General features: G+C 38.9%; 16 protein-coding genes. 3 read left to right on the plus strand and 13 right to left on the minus strand.

Annotation, left to right across the window (positions count from 1 at the left end):
- Positions 1-96 precede the first annotated feature (96 nt).
- From AC0KUU_RS14955 to AC0KUU_RS14990, 8 genes are all read right to left on the minus strand, one after another.
- Entirely contained in the window at positions 97-3411 is a 3315-nt protein-coding gene (locus AC0KUU_RS14955) for an Ig-like domain-containing protein (RefSeq protein WP_340597972.1), read from the minus strand.
- Between the two features lie 217 nt (positions 3412-3628).
- The gene (locus tag AC0KUU_RS14960; RefSeq protein ID WP_162213726.1) at positions 3629-4504 is read right to left on the minus strand and encodes an N-acetylmuramoyl-L-alanine amidase family protein; all 876 of its coding nucleotides are present in this window, start codon (positions 4502-4504) and stop codon (positions 3629-3631) included.
- 196 nt (positions 4505-4700) lie between these two features.
- Positions 4701-5165 carry a C40 family peptidase gene (locus tag AC0KUU_RS14965; RefSeq protein WP_322551793.1) on the minus strand — a complete coding sequence of 155 codons (465 nt, stop codon included), beginning with the start codon at positions 5163-5165 and terminating at the stop codon, positions 4701-4703.
- Positions 5166-5395: 230 nt separating this feature from the next.
- Positions 5396-5530, minus strand: coding sequence for a hypothetical protein (locus tag AC0KUU_RS14970; RefSeq protein WP_255293589.1), 135 nt, complete (start codon positions 5528-5530; stop codon positions 5396-5398).
- A 131-nt stretch (positions 5531-5661) separates the two neighbouring features.
- A complete protein-coding gene (locus tag AC0KUU_RS14975; RefSeq protein ID WP_013055768.1) occupies positions 5662-5841 on the minus strand; it encodes a YfhD family protein in 180 nt (59 codons plus the stop codon).
- Between the two features lie 338 nt (positions 5842-6179).
- Positions 6180-7451 (minus strand): cation:dicarboxylate symporter family transporter, encoded by a 1272-nt coding sequence (locus AC0KUU_RS14980; RefSeq protein WP_028407730.1) that lies wholly within the window; start codon positions 7449-7451, stop codon positions 6180-6182.
- A 216-nt stretch (positions 7452-7667) separates the two neighbouring features.
- Positions 7668-8591, minus strand: a complete 924-nt coding sequence (locus AC0KUU_RS14985; protein WP_043979980.1) for a response regulator — start codon at positions 8589-8591, stop codon at positions 7668-7670.
- A gap of 1 nt (position 8592) precedes the next feature.
- Complete coding sequence (locus AC0KUU_RS14990) at positions 8593-9900, minus strand: sensor histidine kinase (RefSeq protein WP_340597977.1); 1308 nt, start codon at positions 9898-9900, stop codon at positions 8593-8595.
- Positions 9901-10211: 311 nt separating this feature from the next.
- On the opposite strand from AC0KUU_RS14990, the gene AC0KUU_RS14995 reads away from it, so the two are divergent.
- Positions 10212-10367 (plus strand): hypothetical protein, encoded by a 156-nt coding sequence (locus AC0KUU_RS14995; protein WP_013055763.1) that lies wholly within the window; start codon positions 10212-10214, stop codon positions 10365-10367.
- Positions 10368-10696: 329 nt separating this feature from the next.
- Here the strand turns inward: AC0KUU_RS14995 and AC0KUU_RS15000 are convergent, their stop codons facing one another.
- A complete protein-coding gene (locus AC0KUU_RS15000; RefSeq protein ID WP_043979982.1) occupies positions 10697-12160 on the minus strand; it encodes a sodium:solute symporter family protein in 1464 nt (487 codons plus the stop codon).
- Complete coding sequence (locus AC0KUU_RS15005) at positions 12157-12357, minus strand: DUF3311 domain-containing protein (RefSeq protein ID WP_013055761.1); 201 nt, start codon at positions 12355-12357, stop codon at positions 12157-12159. The genes AC0KUU_RS15000 and AC0KUU_RS15005 overlap by 4 nt, the downstream gene beginning before the upstream one ends.
- A gap of 201 nt (positions 12358-12558) precedes the next feature.
- Between AC0KUU_RS15005 and AC0KUU_RS15010 the strand changes: the two genes are divergently transcribed.
- Positions 12559-13521, plus strand: a complete 963-nt coding sequence (locus AC0KUU_RS15010) for a bile acid:sodium symporter family protein (protein ID WP_013082056.1) — start codon at positions 12559-12561, stop codon at positions 13519-13521.
- A 206-nt stretch (positions 13522-13727) separates the two neighbouring features.
- Here AC0KUU_RS15010 and gdh read toward each other — a convergent pair whose 3' ends face one another.
- Both gdh and AC0KUU_RS15020 read right to left on the minus strand, forming a co-directional pair.
- A complete protein-coding gene (gene gdh, locus AC0KUU_RS15015) occupies positions 13728-14513 on the minus strand; it encodes a glucose 1-dehydrogenase (protein ID WP_025749618.1) in 786 nt (261 codons plus the stop codon).
- Between the two features lie 62 nt (positions 14514-14575).
- A complete protein-coding gene (locus AC0KUU_RS15020; protein WP_014461263.1) occupies positions 14576-15427 on the minus strand; it encodes a GRP family sugar transporter in 852 nt (283 codons plus the stop codon).
- A gap of 289 nt (positions 15428-15716) precedes the next feature.
- Between AC0KUU_RS15020 and AC0KUU_RS15025 the strand changes: the two genes are divergently transcribed.
- On the plus strand, positions 15717-16031 hold the full coding sequence (locus AC0KUU_RS15025) for a winged helix-turn-helix transcriptional regulator (protein WP_043979984.1): 315 nt from the start codon (positions 15717-15719) through the stop codon (positions 16029-16031).
- A 23-nt stretch (positions 16032-16054) separates the two neighbouring features.
- Here the strand turns inward: AC0KUU_RS15025 and AC0KUU_RS15030 are convergent, their stop codons facing one another.
- On the minus strand, positions 16055-18028 hold the full coding sequence (locus AC0KUU_RS15030; RefSeq protein WP_340597981.1) for a PAS domain S-box protein: 1974 nt from the start codon (positions 18026-18028) through the stop codon (positions 16055-16057).
- Positions 18029-18190: the final 162 nt, after the last annotated feature.

The raw sequence follows: 18190 nt of genomic DNA on the forward strand, positions 1-18190 counted from the left end.
TTCACGATAATCATAAAAAAACACGAACTATCCATCAGTTTTCGATAGATAGTTCGTGTTTAACTTTAACTAAAATACTTTTGTCCCAGCCTCTTTCTATTTAACACTTACGTTCGTGGCTGAACTTGTATTTCCAGCCGCATCTTTTGCCGTCACAGCCAGCTTTACGCCTGCTTTTTGTTTTGAAATAGCGACTTTAAACTGCCCTTTGCTATCTGCTTTGCCCGATGCGATCAGCTTTGTACCGCTTTTAATCGTAATCACGGCATTTGCTTCCGTTTTTCCAGAGATAAAGGTGGACAAAGACGTAATTGCATCAACCGCCGGAGGTGCCGGCGGGGTTGTGTCTTGTACTTTTACAATTTTATAAGGGCTGTATCCTACTTTATTTTGCAGCACGGCCGTCACTTCTGTTCCTGCTTTTTGAGCAGGAATTTTTATGCTGAACTTGCCGTTTCCATCAATTTTTCCACTGGCTATAATCTTTCCGCCTACTTTAATATAAATGGACGCATTTTTTTCTCCTGTTCCCGTTACCGCTGTACTTTTTTCAGTAAGCGTATTAACGGTTGGAAGCGCTGGTTTTGTCTGCGCGGCACTGACTGTTACAAACGTGTTGGAGCTGTAGTTATTAGCTGCATCTTTTGCAATAACAGCTAATTTTGTAGAAGCAGGCTGCTTTGGAATGGTGATGCTGAACGTTCCATCGGATTTTGCATTTCCTTTGCCAATTACTTTTTTGTCAATTTTCACATGCACTTCTGCGCCCGCTTCTGTGCTTCCCGTTACGACTGTATCTTGATTGCTTACAGCGTTTACTTTTGGTGTAACGGGTGCTGTTTTATCCTGTACGGTTACAGTTACAGCTGGACTTACCCCCGCTGTGTTTCCAGCCGTTACAGACAGTTTGCTTCCTGCTTTTTGTTTTGCAATCGAGATGCTGTATGTTCCTTTAGCATCCGCTTTACCAGCTGCAAGCTGAAGACTTCCGTTTTTAATGATAACCGTCGCATTTGCTTCTGCTGTACCCGTAACGGCTGTACTTCGATCACTCACTTCATTAACTGTCGGTTTTACCGGAGCTTTTTGCTTTGCTGTAATGATTACAGTCGATTCAGAGCTGTTATTTCCTGCTGCATCTTTTGCTTGTACGCTTAGCTTTGTATTCGCTTTTTGCAGAGAAATGGCAACAGAAAACGCTCCGTTTGCACCTGCTTTAGCCGTTCCCACAGTTGTTGTTCCCACTTTTACAGTAACCGTCGCATTTGCTTCTGCTGTACCTGTAACTTTTGTATCTTGATCACTTACTGCGTTTACTTTTGGCGCAGCTGGTGCCGTTTTATCCTGTACGATTACCGCAGTGGCTGAACTTGTTCCACCTGCATTTTGAGCCGTTACAGACAGCGTGCTTCCTGCTTTTTGTTTCGCAATTGAAATGCTGTAATTTCCTTTGGCATCTGCGTTGCCTGCTGCAAGCTGAAGACTTCCGTTTTTAACGATGACCGTCGCATTTGCTTCAGCCGTTCCTTTGATCATTGTGTCTTGATCACTTACTGCATTTACTTTTGGTGCAAGCGGTGCTTTTAACGTAGATTTAACCGCAAAAGAAGGCGCTTGACTTTCGTTCCCTGCTTTATCTTTTGCACTTACCGCTATTGTTGTTCCACCTATTTGTACTGGAATTGAAACAGTAAATGTACCGTTACCATCCGCTACTGCAGAGAACGTTGCATCGCCTGCTTTTACCGTCACGGCGGCGTTTGCTTCTGTTACGCCTGTTACGGTCGTATCTTGGTCACTTACTTCATTTACAATTGGAACAGAAGGCGGCGTTTGATCCGTTACGGTCACTACTGTGGCCGTGCTTTCATTTTCAGCTGCATCTTTAGACGTTACCGATACTTTTGTATCTGCTGGCTGCTTGGCAATCGTAATTGCAAATTTTCCAGCTTCGTCAGCAAGACCCGTTCCAATTACTTCATTTTCCACTTTTGCAATAACAGAAGCATTTGGTTCTGTCACGCCCGTAAGCGATGTTTCGCTGTCTCCTAGTGCATTAACTGAAGGTGCATCAGGCGCAACCGTATCTTTCGGTGGTTCTTGCTCCTGCTCTTTTCGCGGATATTTAGTTGTATAAAAACTTAAAAGAGTAGTTGTTGGATAATAAAAATCTAAAATTTCACGATAGTCTTTTCCTACGCTTGCCATTTTTTGAGCACCGTATTGACTCATTCCAACACCGTGTCCATTTCCTTTACCATTAAAAGTTGTTGATATGCTTGTTTCATTTGTTTCCGTTACAAGCAGACTAAGCATCGCACGGCTGTTTAACATCGATTTTAGCTTCGTCGATGTTAAATCCGTTAATTCCAAATGATGAACCACTAGTTTTTGCGAACTGTCTACCTCTCCTTTAACGAGGTAGTCCACTGTAATCGCACCTTTAGTCACACGGCCTCCTGATGAAGGAGCATAAAAACTCACCTTTGGAATAGACGTAATTTTAATCGTTTTACCAGGATGCTTATTGGCTACTAACCATGACTTCAAATTATCCGTAACGGTTTTATCTTTTTCAGAAACCGTATTCCACCAAGCGCTATAGTTAGCTAAATCTTTTCCTGTTAAATCAATTTGCGTTTTTTGAATAGCTAACGTCCACGGCGTCTGCTTATCGTATGGATCTTCTTTCACCGGGAAATAAGAAAGCTGAGTTCCTCCCCAAGCATTGCTGTTTGATTCGGTTCTCCCACCGTTGCTTGATGAGAAAACGGCGTTGATTAATTTATTGTTGTATGTGACTACTTGTCCAAATGTCTCATCTACTGCTTTGTTTGTACTGTCGTACCACGTATAGCCACCGTATACTTGATAGCTTACCGTGTCATTGATTACTTTTCCTGCATAGCTCATTGCGTATGTTCTCGCTGCTACTGCCTGAGTTTTTAAGGCTTGCAGATTCCAAGATGTATAGACTTCATTTGGCACAACGCCTTTTAAATAGTCTTCAATCGGAAGCGTATTAACAGGTCTGACGTACGTTCCTTTTTCATTTGTAAACGCAACGTCCCCTAAGTACTGTCTGCCGTTAATAGATATGGGATTTTTATAAAGAGACGGTGTAATTTCAAAGCTTGTAAAATCACCTAATACAGTGCTTCCTTGTTTTAGAGTGACACCTTGAGTTGTTGCTGTTACCGTATACTCTGTATTTGCCTTTAAGACCAAATCCGAGTTTTTAATAGTGTATAAATAAGACGGCTTAATTGTAATTGCATGATGATCTCCTAAATAGTTTACTAATTTTACAGACACAACTGGTTCTACCGTTTCAGCTTTCACGCTAGCAAGCGGCGTGAATTGAAACAGCAGTACGCTTAGTACTAAAGCAAATGCCGTTAACTTTCTCATCTTGTTCCCCCATTTTCATGTACTGTCTAACGCATTTTAATATCACTCGTTATATCGACACAGTTTTATAAAAATTAAAGCATTTTACCTAGTTTTCTTTTCTGCTCGTCCATTTTTTTGTCGAAAAAACGCTTCTTTATATCATATGAACGACAAAAAAAACGTGTGACATAAATCAATTGATTTAGTCACACGCTTTTATAGGTCTTTTCACCTTTTATTTTTTCATTTCTTCATATGCCGCTACACCATCTGCAATATGATTCATCAGCTTTGTAAGGTAAGCCTGATCAGACAGGTTCCGGTCTTCTTCTGGATTCGTCATATATCCCAGTTCAACTAGCGTTACAGGTACAGTCGACCAGTTAAATCCTGAAAGATCACTGCGATAGCGAATGCCGTCTGCTTCGACAAACTGATCTTTTTTCACCTCTGTCAGAATAGCTTGAGATGCCTGCAGACTGCTTTGATAAATAGACTTTGTATAGGAATTATCTTCTGCAGGAGTAAGCACAGAAAATCCTTTTACAGAAGCATTTTCAGAACCATCTGCATGTATACGTACGTGCAGATCAGCTTTTGAATTATTCGCAAGCTCCGCTCGTTCCCGGTTGCTGATATCTACATTATCAGAACTCCGAGTAAGCTTTACGGTTATGCCTTTTTCTTCGAGCAGCTGTTTTAATATCATAGAAGCTTCCAACGTCAGCTTGTATTCGGGCTTCTTGGTCACTACGCCTGATGTGCCTCCGGAAACTTTTATTTTTGTTTCTGCTGATCCCGGTCCGATTGGCTCTTTCTCCAGGTTAGCCTGAGATTGATGACCAGGGTCAATGTAGACTAAAAAAGAAGGAGGATCCGCTTTTTCAGGCATGTTGTTTTTTACATTTTTCACTTCATTACCTGCTTCATGAGGCTGTACTGCTTGGAACTGTGAGATGGGCTGCTTCACTCTTTCTCCCTGCGCATGAGCTTTTGGTACATTTCCGCTAACGACGGCTTTCTCTGTTTGACCTTTCATCATAAAGAAAAATGAGAGTACTGCTACTATTGCAACAATACCTATTCCATAACTCCATACTAAGCGCTTCATCTTCGCTCACCAAACTTTCGAATAGAGTGGGATATTCCTTATGTTAAAGTACAAAATGTGTTAACGTTATTATCTCATAGAATATGGATTTTTTTGTATAAAACGTTAAAAATAATATTGGCAATATGTTATGTATATGCAAACAAAAAACAACACTACATAATGTAGTGTTGTTTTCCAAAAAAATGACGGATGGTTAAATCCGTTTTGCACCAATATAACGTGCTTTCCAGTAGCTGTTGCTAAGAGATGTAATCGTCACGCCTTTAGACGTAGAAGCTTGAAGAAACTGATTATTTCCTAAGTACACGCCTACATGTGAAGGACCTTTTTTATACGTTTGAAAGAAAACTAAATCTCCTTTTTGAAGCTTTGCTTTTGAAACGCTTGTCCCTACTCGATACATTTGTTCCGTTGTGCGCGGAAGTGTTTTTCCAGCCTTTTTGAAAATGTATTGAATAAATCCCGAGCAGTCAAAACCTTTTGTTGTTGTGCCTCCCCATTTATAAGGAACACCCATTAATTTTTTACCAGTAGCAATAGCCGTGTCCTTGTATGAAGATGACGCTGCTTCTACTGTTTGAGCAGGTGCAATAAACGGACTGGCTCCGCTAAATAAGACTGCCGCTGCCGTTATAGACCCAATGATGGCTTTTTTCATTTTTCTCCTCCATTATGTAACCGAACGTTACGTTTCTATAGAACTTATTTTTCAATATGTTCGGTTTAATTATAATGAAAAAAGCCTCAAAAACTATTACGCTATGATTAAATAATGTTACAAAATGGTTACTTAGGAATTTTTATCTTTAGATATGTATAAAAGAGGTTGAGACATACCTAAGTCAATCCAATTTACAGACGAATAAATGAGCTAGTATGAATCGCTTGTTACGCGGCCGTTGATTTCCGTGCAAGACTTCGCTTTCCGCGAGCGGCCGCTGAGCCTCCTCGTCGCGTACGCTCCTGCGGGGTCTCACCTATTCCGCTTTTCCCGCAGGAGTCTTCGTCTTGCCCTCCAATCAACCACTAGAAGCAACTACATATACGAAAACTACGTTCACAATCACAATGAAAAAATCCGAACGAGTTGGATTCTTCATTCATCGTTCGGATTTCCCTTCAATTAAAACACTTTTGTCCAACCTCTTTTTCTTTTACTTTTCTTTTTGCTGTTTCAAAATTAAGTCCTGTTTCGCTTTAGCATCGTGATGCTGCGCTAATTCACGTGAAAATTCTTCATTTGCTTGATCCGGAGCAATTTTTAACTCTTTTGGTGTTTGAGGCAGTGACCCTTTGTTGTTATGTGATGATTTGTGATTATTTGCTCTTCCCATGTTGAGACCTCCTTGTATCAATCATTTGTTTTTCATCTTTAGTTACTATTCCCAATTTTCCAAAGCAAATTCAACCGAAAAAAGATTGAGACATAACGAAATAAATCTCATCTAAAGCCGGATAAATTGAATAAATGAGCTGGTATGGATCACTTGTTGCACGGCCGTTGATTCCCCTACAAAATTTCGCTTTCCACGGGAGTTCTTCGCCTTGTTCTCCAATCAACAACTAGAAGCAATTGCACAGATAAACTCTATATCAATATAAAAAAGATCCGAACGAATAATCGTTCGGATCTTTCTTCAACTACAATGCTTTTGTCCCAGACTCTTTGTTGTTACGATACTTTTTTTGTTACTTCGTTAATATAAGCTTCCTTGTCTTTATCGTTAAATTGCCCTTCCCACTTCGAAATGACAATCGCACCAAGTGAGTTTCCAATTACGTTTACCGCTGTACGTCCCATATCTAACAAACGATCGATTCCAGCGATAAATGCAAGCCCTTCTACCGGAAGTCCTACAGATCCAAGCGTTGCAAGCAGTACAACAAATGATACGCCCGGAACTCCTGCAATTCCTTTAGATGTAACCATTAAAATTAATATCAGTGAAATTTGCTGTGTGATGCTCATATCAATACCGTACATTTGCGCGATAAAAATCGCAGCAAGCGCTTGATAAAGAGTAGATCCGTCTAAGTTAAACGAATATCCCGTCGGAATAACAAAAGATGTAATTGCTTTAGGACATCCGAACTTTTCCATTTTCGCAATAATACGCGGCAATACTGTTTCTGAACTTGCAGTTGAAAATGCTAACAGCAATTCATCTTTTAGCACTTTTAATAAGTGGAAGATGTTAACGCCAGCCCATTTAGCTACAAGTCCTAGCACAACTAACACAAAGAAAATCATTGTGCCGTAAGCAACAATTACAAGCTTACTAAGCGGAATCAGAGACGCTAGTCCAAATTTTGATACGGTTACACCGATTAATGCAAATACGCCAAACGGTGCAAACTTCATAACCAAATTCGTTACCCAAAACATCGCTTCTGCCGTGCCTTCAAAGAATCTTAAAACCGGCTTGCCTTTTTCACCGATTGATGCAATTCCAAGTCCAAATAGGACCGAGAAGAAAATAATTGGCAGCATGTCGCCTGCAGCAATTGACTCAAATACATTCGTTGGAACGATGTGAACAAATGTTTCTACAAATCCTTTTTGCTCTGTAGCTTCTGCCGTTGATGTGTAGCTGCTGATATCTGATTTTTCAAGACCGCTGCGGTCCACACCAGTACCAGGGTGAAGCAAGTTAGCTGCTAATAAGCCTACAACAATCGCAACCGTTGTAATGATTTCAAAGTAAAGAATTGTTTTTCCGCCTAATTTACCAAGCTTCTTAATATCACCAACACCCGCAACGCCCACAATGATACTAGATATAACAATCGGCACCACGATCATTTTAATTAAATGAATGAATACGTCTCCAATTGGCTGCAGCACTTCAACTGCTTTAGGATTTCCGTAAAAAATAGCCCCTACAATAATACCTGCAATCAAACCAATTAGAATTTGTCCTGCTAATCCAAGCTTTTTGAACATATCTTTGCACCTTCCTTCTTTTTTCTAACAGCTCAAAGCTGTTTATTTGCACTTAATGTATTCAACAGATACAATTCAATTAAGAACTGTTTATTAAGTAGTTCTTTTATTCATAAGATTACATTATCATAGGCATCACAAAATCTAACAAAAACCTACTGAAACTAACAAAAAGTTTTTAGAAAATTACAAAATGAAAACGCTGTAGTTTTTTTACTACAGCGTTTGTTTGACTTCATAATAGAGCATTTGAATAAATTTTTTTACGTTTATACGACTCGGAGTGCTGCTTTTTCCCGTGCCTTTTTCTATATCTCTCATGCGCTGATGCACCATTGAAAAATCGAAAAACTTAGAAGCATAATTTTCAAATTTAGGATTAAAGAAGTCAACCATACCAAGAGAGGTCAAATGATTTAAAGACTGATAAATAGCTCTTCTTACTCGCTGCTCGGCTGCTTTCATTTCTTTTTGCAGCACGTCTTCTGAAAAAGATGAACCAAGCTTTCTCACGGTAATTTTCTCAAAAATTTCTTTGAGAGAAGGAAAATGCTGTTCATACATCGTGCTTTTTTCCGTTTGATGCAAGTAATTGATGATTTCAATCAAATCTTTACTTCCGCTTTCTCCTAAAATCCCAAGTTCTCTTAAAAGAAACCTGCACGCTTCTGCCGGATCGCTTTCTTTTTTACCAAAAGAAGGCGTTTTTTGCTGATTTCCTACATTAAGTACGGTATTTAACGATTCTTGAATTTTCTCCATTGATTGTTGAACATGAATTCGTTCAATTACTTTTTGAATGACCATGAGTACTTCCATACGATTAAGCGGCTTCGTGATATAGTATTCAATGCCAAGCGAGTAGGCTTTTCCAATCAAATCTTTCGTTTCTACCTGTGACATCATAATAATTTTCCCTTTAAAACTATCCTTTATTTTGCGCACGGTTTCGATTCCATCTTGAACCGGCATTAATAAATCAATAAATAAAATATCGATCTGCTGCAATAAAGAAACTTGATCGTTTAACACGATCCCGTCTTCTCCTTCTCCTATAACCTCCCCTAGATCGTTATCTTCAATAATTTCGGCTAACATTGAACGAAAGACTTCGTCATCATCTATGATATAAAATCGCATATTAGTCCTTATCCCCCATTAACGTAGAAATAGGTAAATCTATAGCAAATTGAACACCGGGGCTTGGAGACAGATTAACAAATTGAATATTCCCTCCCAGCTGCTCGGTCATTTGCTTAACGTAGACAAGCCCAAGACCCGTAGAAGGCGTTCCGTCCTTTGCATATTTGGATGTAAATCCCGCTTTAAAAATGAGACGTTCATGCCTTTTTTTCACTCCGGGACCGCTGTCTCTTACATACAATAAAATGCGGTCTTCTTCTCGACATACATCGATAATAATCGCGCCTTCTTTTTCAATCGCTTCGACCGCATTCGTTACTAGGTTATTGATTAATGATAAAAACAAGTACACGTGATAGCGAGGATGCTCTCCTAAAATCGAATATGAAAAATGAATATCTTTTGCTAACATCGCCGCATATTTTTCGTTGCTGCGCATCACGATTTGAAGCAGACTTTGGATTTCCATATACTCAGAAAATTCTTCTTTTGTAATGACCTTGGACAGTCCTGCCGATATCCGCTGGTTGTCTTTTTTAATATCATGTACTTCCCCTGCAATTTGTAATGCTTTTTGGCTAAAATCGTGCAGTGAAGTAAGCTGGTGGATATCCGCTTCGTGTAATTCTTCATACAAATCATACGACTTTTTCGTAATTCTCTCAGCGTCCTGCAGCGTTTTTTTCAAATGAATGGATTCCTCATATAAATTTGAAAGCACAACAAGCAGCTGATCATTTTTTTGAGAGATTTGTCGTTCTCTCAGCTGCCCTTCGTAAAGTTTGATCATGCTAAATAGGCATAAAACAAAGAAACTTCGAAAGACGCCTACAATAAAAATCTGCATGAACTCCGGAAACACAATATGATGATGAACCATTACATACATAAAAAACAATTCCATCCCGCCTGAAACCGTTTCGATGATAATGCTCCATATGCCAATAATCCACGGCTTTGAATGAAAATCGTTAATTTTAAACCAAGAAAAAGCAATGGCATAAACGAGATAATAAATCCCCGCTGAACACCTAATCTGCAAAGAATGCAGAAAATCAAATGATTCGTAGCTATACCAGTCAAGCCACATCCGAAAGCCCACTATAGCACTCGCAACTAAAATACCTGGTATAACAGGAGATACCTTTCTTAAAAGCAGCAGTGAAAAGAAAAAAATGGGCACAGCAAAGCTAACTCTATACGTATCATGAAAAGGATAATATTTAAGCTCTCCTGCTAGCGGCACAACGACTATCATCACCAGAATGAGTAAAACATCTTTTTTTACTACCGTATCAACTTTCATCCTTCACTTCCTGCACTTTTTGAACATAAGTATATAGTTTAGCAATCTAAAAGACAATCGCTCTTCTCTATATTTTTTTACATTCCTACTTCCATTTATAAATATAGCCCATATATAAACAGTTATTTATTCTCTTTCATTATTCTCTGTAGTTTTTTAGATTTTCTTGTTTTATTTTGTAATTTTTGTTGTATAGTAGAAGTACCTTTTAAAATGTGAGGCTGTATCACAACTATTCAATTATTATTACATCACCTGATAGCTACACTAAAAAGGAAAACTATTATTTTATAGGGGGAGCTTATTTTACAATGTGGATCATTACCGTTTACTCGAAAAACCAAAGTCCGACTATGTTTGAATTTGAATCAGAGGTAGAGGCGAAAAAGACGTTTCAGGAGATTAAAGGGTGTAAGATCCTATCGGAAGTTATTTACTATAACGACCGAGTTCCCGCTTTAGCGTAAATCAGTTGATGTAGGAAATTTTACAAATTACCGGTTAAAAGCCACGTAAAGAACCAAAGGATGGTCCTATTCCTTTGGCTCTTTACTGTTTGATTAGAAAAAACGAGGCTGAGACATAATGAGATGAATCTAATCTAAAGACGAACAAACGGGAGACATGAGCTGAACCGCTTGTGACACCGCAGTTGATTTCCGCGCAAGACTTCGCTTTCCGCGGGAGTCTTCATCTTGCCCTCCAATCAACTGCTAGAAGGGTCTAACGTTGACCCTAACAAAAAAAACGAACCACTAATCAAACGTGTTGATCAATGGTTCGTTTTTCACTTCGTCTAACATACTTTTGTCCCAGCCTCGTTGTGCTTTGTAAACATACTGACTGCCCACATTACGATAAAGTTGACAAGCAGCGCAATAAATCCGACATTGATATCCTTCATTTGCTGAGGCAGTGATGGAAATAACGTACCAATAGTAGATCCGCTGATTGTAATATAGGCTACTACAATAATGCCAGCAACAATCCCCCACGCTGCTCCTTGTTTCGTTACAAAGTTATTTTTCTTCAAGCTGAAAAGCAGAGATGGAAACAGCTGTGTCATTAGACTATAGCCCATTAAAATAATTGTTGACAGCGTCGTTCCTCCGTTTAGGGTAAAGTAAACGGAAATGAGAGCCACAACCGGTACAAAGCTTTTCGCTAAACGAGCAATACGCGCTTCGCTTGCCTGAGGCGCAAACGGTTTATATATGTTTTTCGCCAGCAGCGTTGACGCACTCATTAACAGCATCGATCCCGGCACAAGCGCTGTCAGCAAACCCGCTCCTCCTATAATTCCAATAAACCAAGGATCAAAGGTTTGAATTGAGATCCGTAATAGCGCAAGATCCACGTCTCCTCCGCTTAAACCAGGAACTTTTAAAATAGCTGCAAATCCAACAAAAAATACAAAGAGCAGCATCAGCGTATAAAGAGGACTAATGATTGCATTTTTACGAAATACCTTTGCATTTTTCGCTGTATAGCTTGAACTAAAAACCTGCGGCCACATATAAAAACCAAGTACTAGTAAAATAACGGTCGAAATAAACCACGAGACGCTTAATCCTTGCTCAGGAAACTTTAAAAACCCTGGCTTCGCTGTATTCACCGCTTCAAACATCGGACCGTATCCTCCGTAATAATGAAAAGGTAAATAAATGCCTAAAAATCCAATCACAGCAAGCATCATAATGTCTTTAATAACGGCCGTCCATGCAGAACCGTGGATACCGGATATCATAACATACAGCGTTAAACTGATAGCTCCCATCCAAATAGCTGCCGGCATTGAAATGGCACCGTATGATGCTTGTGATACAATAATCCCCAATCCTTTTAACTGCACAACAATAACAGGAATGACAGCAATCACTCCTACAGCAGCTACAAGCACACCAAGGTAAGGGCTTTTATATTTGCTTACAAAAAAATCAGGCTGCGAGACGAGCTTATGATCTCTTGCATACTTCCAAATAACAGGAAGAAGCCAGTATGATAAGACGTATGATAAGCTAATATAAATTAACACATAAAGTGCAGGAGCTCCTTTTCCATAAGCCCATCCGCTTCCGCCTAGAAACGAAAACGTTGTGTAGATTTCTCCGGCCATCAGCACAAACACTAAAACAGCCCCGAAACCGCGTCCGCCTACCGTCCACTGCTCCAAGTTCATATCCTTACCTTTGGTTGATCGTATGCCAAGAAAAATAGCTGCCACTAAAAATAGTAAAATAATAATAAGTGCACTATTCATTCTTCTTCCCCTTCCCGATTTCTGGGATCAAGCTTGTACATAACCCCTAAAATAATGGACGTAAGCACCACCCATATCACCATCCAAAACATATTGAACGGCATACCGAGAACAAACGGAGTAACTCGATTAACAAAAGGGAGAAAACCTAATATGCCTACGAACGGAAGGACAGACAAAATATAGATAAATTTCATGACTAAACTCCTCCGACTTTCTAAAACTAACTTCTTTATATTACCACATATTCCGTGTATTCAATGAAGGAATGCTTGCATTTAAACTGAAATAATCTCTAAAAGATAAAATATTCTGTACTATTTTACAAAAATACTGTTTTCATTTTTCTGAATAAATAGTATAATTTCTTCTTATAGTTCGCAGGAGGTATCGTACAGATGAAAACAATAGAGAAAATCAGTACATTTGCAGGAAAAACATTTACGCTTTGGGTTATTCTAATTTCCGTTATTGCCTACTCATTCCCAGAGCATTTTGTATGGATTGGAAAGTACATCGTTCCGCTCTTAGGAATTGTCATGTTTGGAATGGGATTAACGCTGTCAGCGTCTGATTTCAGTGAAGTGTTTCGAAGACCGAAAGAAGTAGCACTAGGCGTGGTGGGACATTTTATCATTATGCCGCTTCTCGCATTCGGTTTGGCGATTGGTTTAGATTTACCAAAAGAAATAGCAGTGGGCGTTATTTTAGTAGGCTGCTGTCCAAGCGGCACATCATCAAACGTAATGGTCTTTTTGGCTCGCGGAAACGTTGCGCTCGCAGTTGCTATCGCTTCTGTTTCAACCATTTTAGCACCGATTGTTACACCGCTTCTCATTTTATTATTTGCAAGCAAGTGGGTCGATATTGATATCATGTCTCTTATTATTTCCATTATACAAGTTGTCATCATTCCGCTTGCTCTTGGATTTACAATCAAAAAGTTTTTTGGAAAAGCTGCAGAAGCAAGTTCCAAAGCTCTTCCCCTTGTTTCAGTAGTCGCGATTGTCTTGATTGTATCTGCCGTTGTGGCAGGAAGCCAAGCACAGCTTGCTAAAACAGGCGGTATCATTTTTGCCGTAGTTGTTCTTCACAACATTCTTGGTTTCACAATCGGCTTCTTCTTTGCCCGCTTATGCGGAATGGATCTAGCCAAACAAAAAGCAGTGGCAATGGAAGTTGGTATGCAAAACTCAGGGCTCGGCGTCACCATTGCTTCCACTCACTTTTCGCCGCTAGCCGCTGTCCCAAGCGCCATCTTCAGCGTCTGGCACAACATCTCAGGCTCAGTGCTAGCCTTTATCTTCAGCAAACTAAAAGACAAAAACCAGCCTTCGTCTGATAAAAAAATGGCTGGCTAATACCATACACTTATAAGGGAGCCAAAAAAACTCCCTTGAATGTTCCCAAAAATCTTTTGTATTAAGAAGGGTTTAAAAAGTTCTTAAAAGGTTCTACCTAGCGGAATGCCACCAACTCCGCAAGGGGGGTGTCATTCGCTTAGGTATAGAAAAAAGAGACATGGCGCTTTTGCCATGTCTCTTTTTTCTACATTGATTAAAAACTATTAGCCTCTTCCTGCTTGGAAAGAAGGGTATTTCGTCATACCACCATCAGCAAATAATGTAATACCTGTTACATAGCTTGCTTGTGATGATGCTAAGAATGCTGCAACTGCTGCTACTTCTTCTGGTTTACCGATGTAACCCATTGGAATCATGCTTTCTACGTCTGCACGTTGTTCTGGATCTGCAAATTTCTCTGCGTTAATTGGTGTGTTCATCGCACCTGGTCCAATGTTATTTACGCGGATACCTTTTGGCGCATATTCAAGAGCCAATGTTTCCGTCATTAGTTTCATACCGCCTTTACTTGCTGCATAGTGAACAAATAATGGCCAAGGAATCATTTCGTGAACGCTAGACATGTTGATAACATTTCCTTTAATGTCGTTTTCAACGAAATATTTAATTGCTTCACGGCTTCCTAAGAATGCACCTGTTAAGTTTGTATCAATAACTTTGTTCCAGTTATCTAGAGATAGCTCATGAGAAGGAACTGGGTTTTCAACACCAGCATTATTAATCATAACGTCTAATGTACCAAATTCTTTAATAGCTGTTTGAACAAGATTTACAACGTCTTCTTCTTTTGTTACGTCGCCTTGAACGATGATTGCTTGTCCGCCTGCTTCTTCTACTTCTTTTTTCGCATCTAAAGCTTCTTCTTCATTGTTGTAATAGTTAATAACAACTTTTGCTTCTTCTTGACCGAAACGAACAGCCATTGCGCGTCCTAAACCTGTTGATCCACCTGTAATTACAACTACTTTATCTTTTAAATCTGTATACATAATAAAATCCTCCTAGTGTTTTCATTTATTCATACATACTATCATTAACTTTTACGTAAACGTTAACTTTTAGCCATTCCGAGGAATACGCCACCTAAAATGATGAGCACAATACCAATCGTAATTGAAATAAGCTGACGCTTTGTTTTCTTTTCTCCAAGTAAGAAGATACCGCCAAGCGTTGAAATAACAATTCCCATTTGTGATAATGAGAAGCTTGTTGCAACCCCTACTTTAGGTTGAGAAATAAATAAGAACATGTTACCAGCTGCCCAAATCAGCCCTGGAATAATGTTGCGAATTGCGTATTTATTAAACGGTTTGTGTTTATAAGTAAGTATAAGTCCACCAATTAACATACCAATAGCTTGTGGGAATAGCGCCGACCATCCGTCTACATTAAATAAACGAGCGACAACTACATACACTAAGTATCCAATTGTTGAAATAATAAGGGTAATAATCCCTTTTTTGAATTGTCCAGATTGCTCTGGGTTTTTTTCGCTTTCTAGTGATGTTAGCACGATACCAATAACAATGAAAATAAGAGCTAACACGCCTAAAATAACGGTTGTTGTTGTTGACCACTCGTGAAATACGATAACACCAAACAATGATGTCGTCACAAGCTGCATACCAGTTGAAATTGGCATGGTTTTTGAAACACCAATATAATCAATCGTTTTCAACTGATTACTTTGCCCAACTGCCCAAAATAATCCTGAAACGATTCCGACAATAAAAATAAGCGGCGTCAATACGGGATGAACTACGAAGTAAATAACGGCTGAAAAGATCAGCGCACCAATTGTAGTCCCAAGCGTTTGACTGTAAGGACCTCCGCCCAATTTAACGTTGAACAGGACAATACTTCCCCAGAAAATCGCAGGAAGAATAGCCAAAAGGATATCCATTTGATACTAACCTTCTTTCTCAAACTCTTGATGTAATTGTAAATTTAAAGTACCTTTTATTTAACTAGGTAACTTTATGTAACCAATCTTAGACCTTTTTTCTTGATACGTCAACAATAATATGTCGATTTTGTGACTTTTTTTGAATACTTTACAATACAGCGTTTCCAAGCTACTGAAAGTTTTGAAAATAAAAAAAGATAGCCTTTTCATTATCCAAATGTTAGTATATAATAACATTACAGTGGTTACTTTTAATATCCTATATACAATAAAGCAGGTGACATCAATGAATGATTTTGATGATTTATGTCCAAAAGTGTGGAAAACATTCGATATAATAGGAAAAAGATGGAACGGATTAATTATTTATGTCCTTATGAGCGGACCTAAACGCTTTAGTGAAATTCACAGCAGCATTCCTTCTTTAAGTAAACGAATGTTAACCGAACGAATGAAAGAGCTGGAAGAAGAAGGCATTGTAATCCGGCACGTTATTCCTGAACGTCCGGTTCGCATTGAATATATCTTAACTAAAAAAGGATCAGAGCTTGGTACGATCTTAGGCCCCGTCAGCAAGTGGGCAAAAACATGGATAAAATAAAAAAGCCTCCAGTGAGGCTTTTTTTACGTTTGATAGAGGATATAATTATTTTTCCCTTCTCTTTTTCCTTTGTATAGCGCATCATCTGCATTTTTTAATAATAAAGCGGCTGACTCCCCGTCCTCTGGATAAATAGAGACGCCGATGGTAGTTGTTGTGCGCAAACAATAGCCCCGTACGTTCCAGCTTTGCTGAAGAGATACATGAATCCGCCCAGCAATTTGTTCAATTTCCCGTCCATTTGTTACGTTTAAAATAATGATAAACTCGTCTCCGCCCAACCGATAGATGCGATCGCCTTTCCGTACACTGCTTTTTAATCTCTTCGTGTATGCTTTTAGAAATTCGTCGCCTATATGATGGCCATATTCATCGTTAATCTGCTTAAAATTATCACAGTCGAGAAACAAAAGCGCAAAAAACTCATCGCTTTTCCGCTGCCCATTTTCAATTACTTTGTTTAACTCTTTTAATAACATCGCCCGGTTGGGAAGACCTGTTAAACTATCGTGAGTGGCTTCAAAATGAAGTTTATTTTCTAGCGCTTTTTGTTCAGTAATATCATTGTGAATGGATACATAATGAGTAATATTTCCGTCTATATCTTTTAACGGCACAATTGTTTTCGATACCCAGTATGACTGATGATGCTTCGTCTCCATTTCAAGCTGCCCTCGCCATACTTTTCCGCTTTTTATTGTTTCAAGCAGCTCATGGTGGTCATGATGAAGCTCTGCATCTCGATAATACTTCCCTAATAAATCTTCTTTTTCATAACCTGAATACTGTACATACATATCATTTACATAGGTAATAATTCCACCTGCATTTATAATCATAACGCTAGCTGATTCATCAAGCGCATATTTTATATTTTCAAGTTCTTTCAGCGTATAAGCCAGCTGTTCTTCTGCTTCTTTTTGAGGCGTAAGATCGTGTAAGATTGCATAAGCCCCAACCGTTTGATTATTTACTTTAACAGGAATGGTGGTAATATACACGTGTTGTATAGAATGTTGGCTTCTGCGGAATGTTAGTTCTGTACTATAGCTAATTTCTTCATATACATTCCAAGACTTGTAATTACAGGCTCCCATTCTTTTAGCAATATCTCGGTAATTTTGATGCAGCACATCGCTTGCAGAAAGCTGCAGCGTTTCTAAGAATGCGCTGTTGATATTTAAAATCGTGCCGTCCAAATTCAGCATACAAACCGCATGGTGGTGGTTTGTAAATAGCGATTTGTACCACTGTTTGCTTTTTATGAGCTCCAATTCTAATCTTTTAATAGCTGTGATATCTCGGTAAATCACCGAATAGGCGACCAGTTGATTTTGATAGTCATAAATCGGTGAACAGCTGACAGAGACACACACGCTTTCGCCGCTTTTTGTGTACCTGACTGTTTCATAAGGAGGCAGCGTCTTGCCATTTTTTAATTCTGCTATTAATTTAAGGTTTTCTTTTTCCTCTTTCTTTGACACGATGTTCATCTCTTGACGGCTTTTTCCTATAACTTCTTCTTTTCTCCACTGAAATAGCTTTTCAAATGCACCATTGACTGCTAAGACCTTCTCATCACAATCAGCAATTAAAATGGCGTCTACCGTGTTTTCTAGAAACGCATCGAGTAAACGCGTGCTCTCTTCCTGCGTTTTTTTATAATGAATTTCTTGAGCCATGACAAGAACATGTGAAGGGGTTGTCGCTTGATTAAAAAGAGGGGTAAATGTTACTTCATATGCATGCCGGTCGGGCTGAAAAAGCTGTATGTATTGATATTGAATCGGTTCTTTCATGGCAATAGCTTTTTCACAAAGTGTGTAAAAAAGCAGATTTTCTTCTTTATTGATTATCTTGTCTTCCATTTTGTCAAAGAATTGCTGAGCTGCTTTGTTACATTCTTTATAATATAGCTGATGTTTTTCTTGCTGAATTAAAATAACAGGCTGCGGCATATTCATAAAATAAAATTGGAATGCCCCTTCACTATACATACTAAATATCCTCCATCTGCCTTTGGAATTTCACTAAACGTCTTGTTTTGATATGCACTTCACTCATTCTACCAAGCCAACACATCTTCTTTATCCCTTAAAATATTTTAACAATCGCATAAAATCACATAATTTTATAAAAATTCAAGACATCTGCGTTGC

It is taken from the genome of Priestia sp. ST2 (assembly GCF_055810735.1).